Origin of the sequence: Indiicoccus explosivorum (assembly GCF_002167005.1) — a bacterium.
Classification (GTDB): domain Bacteria; phylum Bacillota; class Bacilli; order Bacillales_A; family Planococcaceae; genus Indiicoccus; species Indiicoccus explosivorum.
The window spans coordinates 1-13,774 of record NZ_NHTN01000056.1 but is presented as its reverse complement, the minus strand read 5'-3'; the positions used below and the strand labels follow the sequence as shown (position 1 = coordinate 13,774).

Here is a 13,774-nt window from a genome sequence, read left to right as displayed (position 1 = left end):
CGATTGTGGTATAAATAAAACCGAGTGAATCGATAGGTTTTATTTTCAAAAAAAGGCTCAACTAAAGGAGAATTGCGTATGGGACGCGAATTCGTAGAGATATTCGATGAATGGGCAGATTCATATGACGAGTCGGTCGGCGGGCATGACCCGGAATACGCGGATGTCTTCAAGCACTATGACGGCATCCTGGAATCCGTGGCGATGCGGGCGGAAAGTCCGGTCGTCGAATTCGGGACAGGCACCGGCAATCTTCTGAAGAAACTGCTGGAACGCAATCTGGAAGCAGTCGGTGTCGAACCGAATGATGCCATGAGGAAAGCGGCTTCCGCCAAATTCCCGGAAGCGCGCATCGTGGACGGGGATTTCCTGTCATACGAGCCGGGCGTCGACCCCCGGACCTTTGTCAGCACGTATGCATTCCATCACTTGACCGACGAAGAGAAGGCCCGCGCGGTGAAACGCTATGCCGAAGAACTGCCCGCAGGCGGCAAAGTGGTCTTCGCCGATACCGTCTTCGCGACGGAACAAGCGAAGCGGGAGCGGATCCGTTACGAAGAAGACCGCGGGTTCACCAATGTCGCTGAAGACTTGAAACGGGAGTACTATACGACGGTTCCGGTCATGCGGGAACTGTTCGAACAGGCAGGCTTCACAGTGGTGTTCACGCAGCTGAACGATTTCGTCTGGCTGATCGATGCATCGAAACAAGAAGGAGGAGACGCACGATGAAAAAAATGAACGTGGAAAGCTTCAATCTCGACCATACGAAAGTGGCGGCGCCGTACGTCCGTCTCGCCGGTGTCAAAGAAGGCGCGAACGGAGATACGCTCCACAAGTATGATATCCGATTCAAGCAGCCGAACAAAGAACACATGGAAATGAAAGGGCTGCATTCGCTCGAGCACCTGATGGCGGAACTGAGCCGCAACCACTCGGACAAGATCATCGATATCGGACCGATGGGCTGCCAGACCGGATTCTACCTGTCCCTGATCAACCACGATGATTACGAGGATGTGCTGAATATCATCGAAGCGACACTGAAGGATGTCCTGGAAGCGACGGAAGTGCCGGCAAGCAATGAAGTGCAGTGCGGCTGGGCGGCGAGCCACAGCCTGGAAGATGCGCAGGAGCTGGCGCGCGAGATGCTGGCGAAGCGTGATGAATGGCACATCATCTTCCCGGAAGAGACGGCATAATGAAATACGCAACGACGATACAGCAGCTGATCGGAAATACGCCCCTTCTTGAACTGACGCATGTGGCGATTCCGAACAGCTGCCGTATTTTTGCGAAACTGGAATTTTTTAACCCCGGCGGCAGCGTCAAGGACCGGCTCGGAGTGGCGCTGATCGAAGACGCGGAAGCTCGCGGTGTCCTGGAACCAGGCGGGACCATCATCGAGCCGACGGCCGGGAACACGGGGATCGGCCTGGCTGTCGCCGCAATCGGCAAAGGCTATCGCGTCAAGTTCGTCGTCCCTGAAAAGTTCAGCATGGAAAAGCAGACACTCATGCGGGCGCTCGGCGCAGAAGTGATCAATACACCAACGGACGAAGGAATGAAAGGCGCGATCGCAAAAGCGAAAGAGCTTGCGGCGAAAGAACGCGCTTTTCTGCCGCTTCAGTTCGGCAATCCCGCAAATCCGGCGGCGTACGTGAAGACGATGGGGCCGGAAGTATGGGAAGCGCTGGATGGAGAGCTCGACATTTTCGTGGCGGGCGCCGGTTCCGGCGGCACGTTCATGGGGATGAGCCGTTTTTTGAAAGGGAAGGATCCGGCCGTCCGCACGGTCATCGTCGAACCGGAAGGATCGATTTTAAACGGCGGCGAGCCGGGTCCGCATCTGACGGAAGGCATCGGCATGGAATTTTTGCCGGAATACATGGATGAATCGTACTTCGACGCCATCCATACCATTCCGGACAAGGAAGCGTTTGAAGCGCTGAAGACGCTGGCCGCGGAAGAAGGGCTCCTTGTCGGGAGCTCATCAGGCGCGGCGTTCGCCGCGGCGCTCCGTGAAGCGGAAACAGCCAGGCCCGGCAGCCGCATCGTCACGGTTTTCGCTGATTCCAGCGACCGCTACATGAGCCAGAATATATACGGACGGACATTCGAAGAGGAGGATGCAACATGAGACCGAAAACACGACTGATCCATGGCGGCATTTTCGGGGATGAGCACACAGGGGCCGTCTCCACGCCGATCTACCAAGTAAGCACATACAAGCAGGAAGGGGTCGGGAACTTCAAGTACGAATATTCCCGGACCGGCAACCCGACGCGCCACGCGCTCGAAGAACTGATCGCCGACGTCGAAGGCGGGCACGCCGGTTTCGCGTTCGGTTCAGGCATGGCGGCGATTTCATCCATCATGATGATGTTCTCCGCAGGGGACCATATCGTCCTGACGGATGATGTCTACGGCGGTACATACCGCGTCATGACGAAAGTGCTGAACCGTTTCGGTCTGGAGCACACATTCGTCGACACCGGCGACCTGGACGAAGTGAAAGCGGCGGTCAAGGATAACACGAAAGCGATTTTCATCGAAACGCCGACCAATCCTTTATTGAAAGTGACGGATATCAAGGAAGTGGCGGCATTCGCGAAATCGAAGGACTTGCTGACGATCGTCGACAACACGTTCATGACGCCGTATCTGCAGAGCCCGATCGCGCTCGGCGCGGACATCGTGCTGCACAGTGCCACCAAATACATCGGCGGGCACAGCGACGTCGTGGCCGGACTCGCCGTCGTGAATTCGGAACAGCTGGCTTCGGATCTTCACTTCATCCAGAACTCAGTCGGCGCGGTTCCGGGCCCTCAGGACTGCTGGCTCTTGATCCGCGGCCAGAAGACGCTCGGCATCCGGATGGAAGAGACCATTGTCAACGCCCAGCGGGTCGCGGAATTCCTGGACGGTCACGAAGCCATTAAAAAAGTCTTTTACCCGGGCCTCGAAAACCACCGCGGACATGAAACGATGAAGAAACAGGCAACAGGATTCGGCGGCATGATTTCGTTTGACGTCGGTACCGTGGACAACGCGCACAAATTGCTCGAAAAAGTCCGCTACTTCACACTGGCCGAAAGCCTCGGCGCCGTGGAAAGCCTCATTTCTGTGCCGTCGCTCATGACGCACGCGTCGATTCCGCCGGAACGCCGCGCGGAACTCGGCATCTCCGAAGGCCTGGTCCGGATTTCGGTCGGCATTGAAGATGTGGAAGACTTGATCGAAGACCTCGACAACGCGCTGAAATAAAGGAAGGAAAGAAGCCGCCGAAAAGGCGGCTTCTTTTTTTGTGTCTTTAGGACTTAATGCAAATAGGTAAATATACTTGTTTCGTGAGCAGATAAACAGGGTAATGTACATATTTTTTATAATTGTCAGAAATGATAATCTGGTAACAGTTGAAAAATTCAGGCAAGGCATCCAAAAAAGGGTATCGGAAGGGGAAACTCAATTGAGCAAAAGCAAATGGGCAACAATCCTGACAGCAAGCGCACTGGCACTCTCATTGGCAGCACCGGCGGCGACCGCGGGCGTAGAAGAACCGAAAGCGCAGACGGAGAACTGGAACGTCGAGAAGTACGGCGACCGCGTTGATATCGACCAGCAGCTGAATCAGCTGGCAGAAAGTGAAGAGTTCCAGAAGCTGGCGGAAGAGAAGATTAAAGCGCAGGCTGATCAAGTGAAGAATCAGCTTGCTGATGAAACGGCTGGCGATGGGGCGGAAGCAAGTGAAGACAGCCCGTTCACATACGACGGCGGAACGAAACTGTTCCTGAACCGCAATCTGAAGTTCAAGGAATTCACACTCCGCAGTGTCGGCGACAATGTCGAAATTTGGGTCGCGAACGACTTGGCATATGGACCAAAAAACCCGAAGCCGGCTGACGTCGTGACGCAAGCGCAAGTGGATAAACTTGCAGCGGAGTTCGACAGCAACATTTATCCGAAAGCGACCGATTTCTTCGGCACACCGGATTCGCTGGACGGCTCGCATTCGCCTCTCCCTGGGATGGTCGGGTTGCCGGAAGGTTACTATGAAGGATCGGACAAAATCATCATGCTTGTCGACAACGTGCAGGATGAAGGCTGGAACAACCCGGATTATCCATTCTTCGTCGCCGGTTTCTTCTGGCAGACGCTTGAGAATTATATGGACCGCAACATCATCACCGTCGATACAAACTCGTGGGACACACGTCTCGAGAATACATTCTTCGGCACGACAATCCATGAACTGCAGCACCTGATCCAGGCGGATCACGACGGGGCAGAAACCACATGGCTGAACGAAGGTTTCTCGACATTCTCTGAATACCTCGGCGGCTATGGCCACGATGCCGGATCCATCAATTTCTACCTGGATCACCCGGAAAACTCGCTCGTGAACTGGGATGAGCATACCGCGGCTAAAACCGGTCCGGAAACGATCGCCGATTATGGCCAGACGTACTTGTTCACGTTGTACATGAACGACAAGTTCGGTAAAGAGTTTATCCGTGAACTGGCGGTCGACGGCGAGAACCAGGGTATGGCAAGCGTTGATAAGAAACTTGCGGAATACGGTTCCGATAAGTCATTCAAAGACCTTTATCAGGACTTCATGACTGCACTGACGCTGGATAACTCGAACGTCAGCAGCGATTACAACATCGACAGTATCGACCTCCGCAGCCTGCCGGTCGGTTCCGAAGGCGATGTGCGCGGTAAGACCGTCGACTTCGAAAAAGCGAAAACGTTTGAAAAAGAGGGCGTTCCGGCTTGGGGCGGCGACTTCAAGGAGTTCAATTTCGACCGGACGGTGCGCGGCATGGAATTTGACGGCGTCGACTTCCTGCCGCTCGAATGGGCAACTGTAGCCGATCCGCTCGGTTCCGGCAACCAGGTGCTCCACGCGAACAACGGGGACGAAGCAGACCAGAAAATGATTTTCGAAGCGACCGTGCCTGCTGACAATCCGGTACTGACATTCGATCATTATTATGACATTGAAGAAAGCTGGGATTACGCGGTTGTCCAAGTATCGACTGATAATGGCGAAACGTGGACTTCCCTGGCGAATGACAACACGCGCACGGATGTAGTCGAGGAAGGCTATCCGAAAATCAAAGAGAATGTTCCTGGATTCACTGGTCATCCTGAAGACTGGGCGACAGAAACATTCGACCTTTCCGCATACGCCGGCCAGGAAGTGCTTGTTTCATTCCGGAACCTGACGGATTGGGGCTACAACGACGCAGGCTGGTTCGTGGACAACATCCAGCTCGGTGAATTCTCTTCTGATGGTTCTTCGACGGAGCCGTTCAGCTCGCTCGGCGAAATTAAAGGTGAATATGTCGACTTCACAACGACATTCATCCAGACGAAGAAAAACGGTAAGCAGCACGTATTCCATGTGGATCCATTCAATGTGACGGAAGAAGAAGCATTGGACCTGCAGCAAGTGCTCCGCGAAGGCAACGTGAAAATGATCACGTCGTATGCCGCTATTCCTGGACAAGGCAATGCACAGGAATTTACGTATGAAGTAAAGTACAAAGTCGATAACCCGAACAAAGGGAAAGGCAAGAATAGCAAGAAGTAATGGGAAAGCGGGCTGCGGCCCGCTTTTTTGATTTTTTGCATAAGAAAAAGGATTATCGCACGCAAACCGAGAATAACGCACGCAAAACGGAAATAACGCACGCAAACGCCCCCACCATCAAGTATGGTAAGATACATAGTGAGAATTCTTGCGAAGGAAAGGAAGAGGACATTGTCAAAAACACTCGATAAATTCCTGAACGACAACCTGCAGGAACTGAAAGAGCAGGGACTGTACAACGAAGTGGATCCGGTCGAAGGCCCGAACGGCGCCACGATTCAGATCCGCGGCAAAGAACTGATCAACCTGTCGTCGAACAACTACCTCGGCCTGTCGACGAATGATACGCTGAAAGAAGTGGCGAAAAAAACGATCGATAAATACGGTGTCGGCGCGGGAGCCGTGCGCTCGATCAACGGAACGCTCGACCTGCACGTGGAACTCGAGGAACTGCTCGCTGAATTCAAAGGGACGGAAGCGGCGATTTCGTACCAGTCCGGCTTCAATTGCAACATGGCGGCGATTTCTGCGGTCATGGACAAGAATGACGCCATTCTGTCCGATCAGCTGAACCACGCGTCCATTATCGACGGCTGCCGGCTGTCGAAGGCGAAGATCATCGCCTACAAGCATTCCGACATGGAAGACCTCCGCGCGAAAGCGAAAGAAGCGACGGAATCCGGCCAGTACAATAAGGTCATGGTCATCACAGACGGCGTGTTCTCGATGGACGGCGACATCGCGAAATTGCCGGAAATCGTGGAAATCGCGAAAGAGTTCGACCTCATTACATACGTCGATGATGCCCATGGCTCCGGCGTAACCGGTAAAGGGAAAGGCACAGTGAAGCATTTCGGCCTCGAAAAGGAAGTCGACATGCAGATGGGCACGCTGTCGAAAGCGGTCGGCGTCGTCGGCGGCTACGTCGCCGGCAAGCAGAACCTGATCGACTGGCTCCGCGTGCGCTCGCGCCCGTTTTTATTCTCGACAGCGGTCACGCCTGGGGACGTCGCGGCCATCAAGGAAGCGCTCCGGATGATCATGGCATCGACGGAGCTGCACGACAAGCTGTGGGAAAACGGCGACTACCTGAAGAAAGGGCTGAAAGAGCTCGGATTCGACATCGGAGATTCCGAGACGCCGATCACGCCTTGCATCATCGGCGAAGAGAAACTGACCCAGCAGTTCTCGAAGCGGCTGTATGAAGAAGGCGTCTACGCGAAGTCCATCGTCTTCCCGACGGTGCCCAAGGGAACCGGCCGTGTCCGCAACATGCCGACGGCCGCCCACACAAAAGAAATGCTCGATGATGCGCTTGCCGTCTATGAAAAAGTCGGAAAAGAGCTCGGTGTCATTCAATAAAAACCGGATTGCGCTGCCTGATGGGCGGCGCTTCTTTTATGCCGGTTCCAGGTTGTCCTCTTGCCCAGTCCCCCGTATAATTGATAAGGGTCAGAAACAGGGAAAGAAAACGCTTTCACGGTTTTATTTTAAAGGAGGAACAGCAGGTGAAACGCATATTGATTACAGGGGCGCTCGGGCAGATCGGCTCGGAACTGACGGGCAAGCTCCGGAGTGTATATGGCGCAGAAAATGTGCTGGCGACGGATATCCGGCCATCAGAGGAGGCGGACGGACCGTTTGAAATCCTGGACGTGACAGACGCAAAGCGCATGGGGGAACTCGCGAAGGAATTCAAGGCGGATACGATCATGCACATGGCGGCGCTGCTGTCGGCGAAAGCCGAGGAGAATCCGCAGCTCGCCTGGAATCTGAACATGGGCGGGCTCGTCAACGCGCTGGAAGTGGCGCGGGAGGAGAAACTGCAATTCTTCACACCGAGTTCGATCGGCGCATTCGGGCCGTCGACCCCGAAACAAGACACGCCGCAGGACACGCTGCAGCGGCCGACGACGATGTACGGGGTCAATAAAGTCGCGGGCGAATTGCTGAGCGATTACTATTTCCACCGTTTCGGCGTCGATACACGCGGCGTGCGGTTTCCGGGGCTCGTTTCGTACGTCACCCCTCCGGGCGGCGGGACGACGGATTATGCCGTCGATATTTATTATCAGGCGATCGAAAAAGGGATGTACACTTCCTACATAGCGGAAGGGACGTATATGGACATGATGTACATGCCGGATGCCCTCCAGGCGATTGTCGATCTTATGGAAGCGGATCCTTCGAAGCTTGTTCACCGCAATGCTTTCAATGTGACAGCGATGAGTTTCGAGCCTGAAGAGATCGCCGCGTCGATCCGCCGGCACATCCCGGATTTCAGCTTGTCCTATGACGTCGATCCGATGCGGCAGGCCATCGCCGACAGCTGGCCGGACAGCATCGACGCTTCCGCTGCGAAAGAGGAATGGGGATTCCGGGTGAAATTCGGCCTGGATGAGATGACAGCGGATATGCTTGAAAAACTGAAACAGAAAACCGCACGCGCGTAAAAGACCGCCGGCATACCGATTCGATCAGTATGCCGGCGCATTATTGCAGATTATAAATTTCAGAACAGTGGAACCCTTTTGAACAGTCCGCGTCTTATTAGCAAGAATCCCCCTTTCTTGAATGGAAGGCATCAAAAAAGAGGCTGATCGCTCAGCCTCTCCTTTTTCATTCAATTAAAACAGCAAGTGCGCCACGCCTGCGATGATCGGCAGGGAAATGACGGTGCGCAGCAGGAAGATGACGACGAGATCCAGAATGTTGACCGGAATCTTCGAGCCGAGCAGCAAGCCGCCGACTTCCGACATGTAAATCAGCTGCGTGACGGAAACCGCCGCGACGACGAATAACGTCAGCTGCGATTCGATCATGCCGTTCGCGAGCAGGACCGGCAGGAACATATCCGCGAACCCGACTACCATGAGCTGGGCCGCTTCATCCGCTTCCGGGATGTTCAGTAGCTCGAGGTACGGCTCGAACGGTGCGCCGAGAATCGTGAAGAACGACGTGAATTCCGCGAGGACGAGCGCGATCGTCCCGAACGCCATGACGACCGGCGCCACGCCGATCCACATGTCGAGGACGTTTTTGAATCCGTCGACGAAGAACTTTTTCAGCGAGCGGTTCTGATCCGCTTTGGCCAGCGCCAATTCGGCTCCGTGCTGGACGGGATGATAGCCTTCCGGAATATCCTCGTTCTGGGATTCCTGCGGCTGACCGTCAGCGAAAACGGTCTCTTTGCGTGACAGCGGATAAATGCGCGGCATGATGAGCCCGAGCACGACACCGGCCAGGATGACCGTTCCGTAGTAGGACAGGAAGTACTCGCTCATGCCGACTTCCGTGATGACGACGATTGCGAACGTGATGGAAACGACCGAGAACGTTGTCCCGATGATCGCCGCTTCTTTTTTCGTGTAGCGGTTCTGTTCGTACTGCTGGCTCGTCAGCAGGACACCGATTGTTCCGTCACCGACCCAGGATGCGAGCGCGTCAATGGATGACCGGCCCGGCAGCTTGAACAGCGGCCGCATGATCTTCACCATGAGCGTCCCGAAGAATTCGAGCAGCCCGAAGTTCATGAGGAGCGGCAGCAGCAGTCCGGCGAAAAGGAAAATCGTGAACAGGAATGCGAGCAGGCCTTCCGGCGACAGCAGCAGTCCGCCTGTCACGTCGCTCCAGACCGCTTCCGGCCCGAGTTCGAACATGACCATGAGGGCGAACGCGGCGCCGAGCACACGGACAATGACCCAGAACCAGTGGACGTTGAACAGTTTTTCGATGAATGGCACCTGTTCATCGGCGGTCGGCGGCCGTTTCGGTAAATAAATAAGTGCGCCCACGGCTGCAATGATCAGCAGCAGCGTAACGATCCAAGAGACGTAACCGGTGATCAGTCCGGCGAACCAGTTGGCGAGGATCGCCACAATGACCATGACGCCGTCCGCCGTATCCAGCGGCACGATGAACAGCAGGATACCGAGGATGGACGGAATCAAAAACAGCGCCCATGTGGATGGTGAATGCGTTTTCATAATGTTCCTCCTTGAAGTATGTAACTGATTGCAGCGTCCGCTTTTTTTCTTCGGCGGACATCCTTTCCTATCGTAGCGGAATTTGTCGAAAAAAAATAGCCCCTTCCGCAGGAAAAGGCTAAAATGATCAGAAGCTGTCTTCGAAATCCTCATGCCATCTGTACGTATAGAACCGTTCTTTGATCAGCCAGTTTTCGGCTTCCGTGTCGCCTTGGGCAAGTTTATGCTCCATCTCTTCGAGCATCCAGGCGGTCTGTGAGATGTGCGCGCGCATCGAACTCATCTTTTTCTCCCGGACCGGCGAAATATCATGGATTACGTCCGGCTCCCCGAGCCTTGTGAGGGTATCATTCGAAAAGGCGACACAGTACAGTTTCGGCCGGTCCTCCATGCGGCGGACCGCCCGGATGACCGCGCGTGCCGTCGCTTCGTGATCGGGGTGGACGGCGTAGTCCGGGTAAAAGGTGATGATAAGCGACGGATCCGTTTCCTCGATCAGACCGGACATCAGCTGCACCATCTTCTCGTCGTCTTCAAATTCAAGGGTCTTATCCCGCAGGCCGAGCATGCGGAGGTCGGTGAGCCCCATCGCTTCCGCTGAAGCGAGAAGCTCTTTTTTCCGGATTTCTGGAAGCGATTCCCTCGTTGCGAATGGGGGATTCCCGAGATTGCGGCCCATTTCACCGAGCGTCAGGCAGGCATATGTAACGGGTATGTCCTGTTCGATATAAGTGGATATGGTCCCCGATACGCCAAACGCCTCATCGTCAGGATGCGGGAACACGACTAGTACGTGACGTTCTGCTGGTAGCGTCATAGTTTCCTCCTCAGTAAGCGAACGGTGTTTCGCTCAGTTCGAGCGCCACCGCCAATTTTCCGGATGCGTCATGGCCGGCGAGCAGCAGCCTGCCTTTGCCGTCGAGTTCATAATGAGTGATTCCCTGCGCATAGACCCAGCCATACGGCAGCTTCAGGCCGACGCGGTGCGGACTGTCCCCGACCACTTTGCCGAGCTCGTACGTGATGGCGACGTTGCGGATGAATGCGCTGGCATTGAAGAATCCCTCATTGAAATGGCTGGCATAGGCCCCGTTCGTCGTTTCAAGGTGAAGATAAAGTTCCTTGCCGGCAAACGCGTCGAGCGCCGCCTGCAATTTTTTCGGTTCCACCGGTTCCATGGGTTTCCTCCTTCAGTCCAAAATCCCTATTCTCACAGTATAGAAAATTTTGCAGAGGAATGCGACAGTCCTGCTTTACGGTTTGGAAAAAAGCATCATATAATAAAGAATGTTCAAAAAATGGGGGAGACTGTGTGAAATTTTTACTTAAATTCGTTTGCTCGATTATCGGAATCGTTCTGGCAAGCGGACTTCCGGTCCTGGTTGCCGGGTTCGTCTCTGGAGAAATCCGTCTCCGGCTTTACGCCGAGACGATCAAAAACGTACTGGCATCGCTGTGGCCGATCCAGGACATCGCCATCATGAATTTCCGTGCACAGCGGGAGATGCCGCTGTTTCCGGATATTTTCGCCTACATAACGTATTCGCTCCAGATTTTATTCGCTGCGCTGGCCGTCGCAGTGGTTCTCGCGCTTTTGCTGACGGTGCTGACCATGATGCTTCCGGACCGGTGGCGGGAGCGGGTGAAACTCGGCCTTTATTTCCTGGAATCCATACCGGACCTTCTCGTCATCATGCTCGCGCAGCTGGCGGTCATCTGGATTTTCAAAAAGACCGGAATCCTCATTTCCAGCATTGCGGCGCTCGCCGACAGCCCGATCTATTGGCTGCCGGTGACCTGCCTGATGATCCTGCCGATGGTCCAGCTTTACCGGCTCAGCATGCTGACGTTCCAAGAAGAGGAACGTCAGCTGTACGCTGAATTCGCCCGGTCACTCGGGTACTCGAAAGCGCTCATCGTCCTGCTCCACGTCTTCCGCAACGCTGTGACAAGCGTGTTTTTCCAGTCGAAAAAGACAGTCTGGTTCATGCTGTCCAACCTGTTCGTGCTGGAACTGATGTTCAATCTGCCCGGCATCATCCTGTTCTGGCAGGAAAATATGACGCCGGAAGTGTTCCTGATCACGGTTTTCAGTTTTTTCCTGCCCGTGTTTTTGCTGTACAGCATCGGCGAATGGTTCTTTCTGCGCCGGCTTTACGGCAGGGAGGTGCTCTGAATGTGGAGACAGCCGTTTTTTCTCATCGGCTTCACCGTCCTTTCGCTTCTGCTCGTCAGCAGTTTCGCGTATGAGTGGCTTTGGGGAACTGTTCCGCAGCAGGTGATGTTCCTGATGGAAGGCGATCGGGTGGTCGAAGCGCCGCCGATTTCGCCGAATTGGGAGATGCCGCTCGGTTCCGATCCGTTCGGCTATGACATGCTCGGGAAAATCATTCTCGGTGCTAAGTACACGATCATTGCCGCCTTGCTGGTGGCGGCGATCCGGATGCTGATCGCCATTCCGCTCGGCTATATCCTGGCCGTATACCTGCAGCGCCATCGGGCGTGGATCGGCGGCCTTGCGGATTCCCTCCATTATATTCCGCTCAGCGTTTTCGCCGCTTACGTGCTGTTTCCGGTATTGTGGATGCCGCAGGGCGGTTTTGAAACAACGCTCTGGGAGCGGATCGCCATCCAAATCCTGATAATGGCGCTCCTCACTGCACCGATCGTTGCAGTGCTGATCGGCAATGAGGCATCGCTCCTTTACCGCCGCGAATATGTGATGGCGGCCCGGACGCTCGGCGCGAACCGGCTCCGGCTCGTGCACCGGCATTTATTTCCCCAGATGCGGGAGAAACTCGCCGTCCTGTATGGCCAGCAAGTGATCGAAACGTTCATCGTGCTGGCGCATCTCGGCCTTCTCGATCTGTTCCTCGGCGGAACGAAAGTAAGCTATGATCCGCTGGCTGCAGACCCGCCGATGTCGATTTCCTACGAATGGGCTGGCCTGTTCGGCAACTCATTCCGCTATCTCCAGGGAGCGCCCTGGCTGCCCCTGGCGCCGGTCGCTTTCATATCCATCGCCGTCTTGAGCGTTTCGCTCATGATGGAAGGCTACATCCGTTCCAAAAATCCGAAAGTGAAAAAGCGGAAACTGTCGGTGAAAGAAGAACGGGTCATCGAATGGAACCGTGAAGAGCTCCGCAAAAAAATGGTTCGGCTCGCGAACCGCAAAGAATCAGGAGGTGTGCCGCATGATGCAAATTAAACAATTGTCCGACTGCACGGTGACGGAAGGGACCGACGCGTGGAATAAAGGATTCGAGGGGTATTTTTTTGATATGACGATGACCGAAGAAGCGTTCAGCAGCCGAATGACCCAGGAAGACCTCGATCCCGCTCTTTCCGTCGTCGCATTCCGGGACGGAGAGCCGGCCGGACTCGTCCTGAACGGCATCCGGGAAACCGGCGGGCGTAAAGTCGGCTGGAATGGCGGGACTGGCGTCGCTTCGTCCGCCCGGGGCACCGGAATCGGCAGACGGATGATGGAGCGTTCCCTGGAACTCCTCCGGGAGGCAGGGGCGGAAGTCGCAACGCTCGAAGCGATTAGTGGGAATGAACCCGCCATCGCCCTTTACGAAAAAACGGGCTACAGAATCATCGACCGTCTCCAGTTCCTGCACCTGAACGGCAAGATCGGGGCGGAAAGCGAAACGCCGGCGGACGGCCGTACGGAAATCAAGTCTCCGGAAGAAGCATCCCGCCTTCCGTTCTACCGCGCCGATTATCCGTGGCAGACGATGTGGCAGAGCGCCAAAGGAGGCGAAGCAATCATCGCGAAAAATGACGCCGGCACGCCTGTCGGGTATGTCGTCTATCGGAAAGTGACGGACAGCGGCGGAAAACATATCGCCACTGTTGTGCTCCAGTGTGAAGCAGATCCGGCGTATGGGGAAGGACTGGCTGTCATCCGCCGGCTGCTTAATGAGGCGTTCGACGGATACGCCGGCGATATCCGGCGCGTCGCCGTCAACGTGCCGGTCAATCGCAGTCCGCTTACCCATGAAGCTTTGAAAGAACGGGGATTCGAACTGACATCTGAACAAGTGGATATGCGGAAAGAATTGATTTGATGAGGAACCCTGCCGAATCGGCAGGGTTTTATTCGGAATAAAAAACGTGTTGCGCCGAACGCGCATAAATCTTGCTGAACGCGCATAAATCCCGCCGAACGCGCATAAATCCGGCT

The 13,774-nt window shown here is 55.1% G+C and carries 13 protein-coding genes; 10 read left to right on the top strand and 3 right to left on the bottom strand.

Going from position 1 to position 13,774, the window contains the following annotated elements; all coding sequences use genetic code 11:
* The first annotated feature begins 78 nt into the window (after nt 1-78).
* From CCE92_RS13550 to CCE92_RS13515, 7 genes are all read left to right on the top strand, one after another.
* Entirely contained in the window at nt 79-732 is a 654-nt protein-coding gene (locus tag CCE92_RS13550) for a class I SAM-dependent methyltransferase (RefSeq protein ID WP_088008749.1), read from the top strand.
* Nucleotides 729-1,202, top strand: a complete 474-nt coding sequence (locus CCE92_RS13545) for an S-ribosylhomocysteine lyase (RefSeq protein WP_088008747.1) — start codon at nt 729-731, stop codon at nt 1,200-1,202. The genes CCE92_RS13550 and CCE92_RS13545 overlap by 4 nt, the downstream gene beginning before the upstream one ends.
* Complete coding sequence (locus tag CCE92_RS13540; protein WP_088008745.1) at nt 1,202-2,140, top strand: PLP-dependent cysteine synthase family protein; 939 nt, start codon at nt 1,202-1,204, stop codon at nt 2,138-2,140. The genes CCE92_RS13545 and CCE92_RS13540 overlap by 1 nt, the downstream gene beginning before the upstream one ends.
* The gene (locus CCE92_RS13535; protein ID WP_088008742.1) at nt 2,137-3,267 is read left to right on the top strand and encodes a bifunctional cystathionine gamma-lyase/homocysteine desulfhydrase; all 1,131 of its coding nucleotides are present in this window, start codon (nt 2,137-2,139) and stop codon (nt 3,265-3,267) included. The genes CCE92_RS13540 and CCE92_RS13535 overlap by 4 nt, the downstream gene beginning before the upstream one ends.
* A gap of 202 nt (nt 3,268-3,469) precedes the next feature.
* Nucleotides 3,470-5,599, top strand: coding sequence for an immune inhibitor A domain-containing protein (locus tag CCE92_RS13530; protein ID WP_088008739.1), 2,130 nt, complete (start codon nt 3,470-3,472; stop codon nt 5,597-5,599).
* A gap of 171 nt (nt 5,600-5,770) precedes the next feature.
* On the top strand, nt 5,771-6,961 hold the full coding sequence (locus CCE92_RS13520) for a glycine C-acetyltransferase (RefSeq protein ID WP_088008735.1): 1,191 nt from the start codon (nt 5,771-5,773) through the stop codon (nt 6,959-6,961).
* Nucleotides 6,962-7,107: 146 nt separating this feature from the next.
* Nucleotides 7,108-8,052 (top strand): L-threonine 3-dehydrogenase, encoded by a 945-nt coding sequence (locus tag CCE92_RS13515; protein WP_088008733.1) that lies wholly within the window; start codon nt 7,108-7,110, stop codon nt 8,050-8,052.
* 174 nt (nt 8,053-8,226) lie between these two features.
* Here CCE92_RS13515 and CCE92_RS13510 read toward each other — a convergent pair whose 3' ends face one another.
* The 3 genes from CCE92_RS13510 to CCE92_RS13500 form a co-directional block, all read right to left on the bottom strand.
* Nucleotides 8,227-9,585 (bottom strand): YjiH family protein, encoded by a 1,359-nt coding sequence (locus CCE92_RS13510; RefSeq protein WP_088008732.1) that lies wholly within the window; start codon nt 9,583-9,585, stop codon nt 8,227-8,229.
* 127 nt (nt 9,586-9,712) lie between these two features.
* A complete protein-coding gene (gene bshB2, locus CCE92_RS13505) occupies nt 9,713-10,402 on the bottom strand; it encodes a bacillithiol biosynthesis deacetylase BshB2 (RefSeq protein WP_088008730.1) in 690 nt (229 codons plus the stop codon).
* Between the two features lie 10 nt (nt 10,403-10,412).
* On the bottom strand, nt 10,413-10,763 hold the full coding sequence (locus tag CCE92_RS13500; RefSeq protein ID WP_088008728.1) for a YojF family protein: 351 nt from the start codon (nt 10,761-10,763) through the stop codon (nt 10,413-10,415).
* A gap of 134 nt (nt 10,764-10,897) precedes the next feature.
* Between CCE92_RS13500 and CCE92_RS13495 the strand changes: the two genes are divergently transcribed.
* The 3 genes from CCE92_RS13495 to CCE92_RS13485 are packed head-to-tail and all read left to right on the top strand — an operon-like array spanning nt 10,898 to nt 13,658.
* Nucleotides 10,898-11,761: an ABC transporter permease family protein gene (locus CCE92_RS13495; RefSeq protein WP_088008726.1), complete on the top strand. Its 864-nt coding sequence runs from the start codon at nt 10,898-10,900 to the stop codon at nt 11,759-11,761.
* Nucleotides 11,762-12,793, top strand: coding sequence for an ABC transporter permease (locus CCE92_RS13490; protein ID WP_088008725.1), 1,032 nt, complete (start codon nt 11,762-11,764; stop codon nt 12,791-12,793).
* Nucleotides 12,780-13,658 carry a GNAT family N-acetyltransferase gene (locus CCE92_RS13485; protein ID WP_088008723.1) on the top strand — a complete coding sequence of 293 codons (879 nt, stop codon included), beginning with the start codon at nt 12,780-12,782 and terminating at the stop codon, nt 13,656-13,658. The genes CCE92_RS13490 and CCE92_RS13485 overlap by 14 nt, the downstream gene beginning before the upstream one ends.
* The last annotated feature ends 116 nt before the right edge of the window (nt 13,659-13,774 follow it).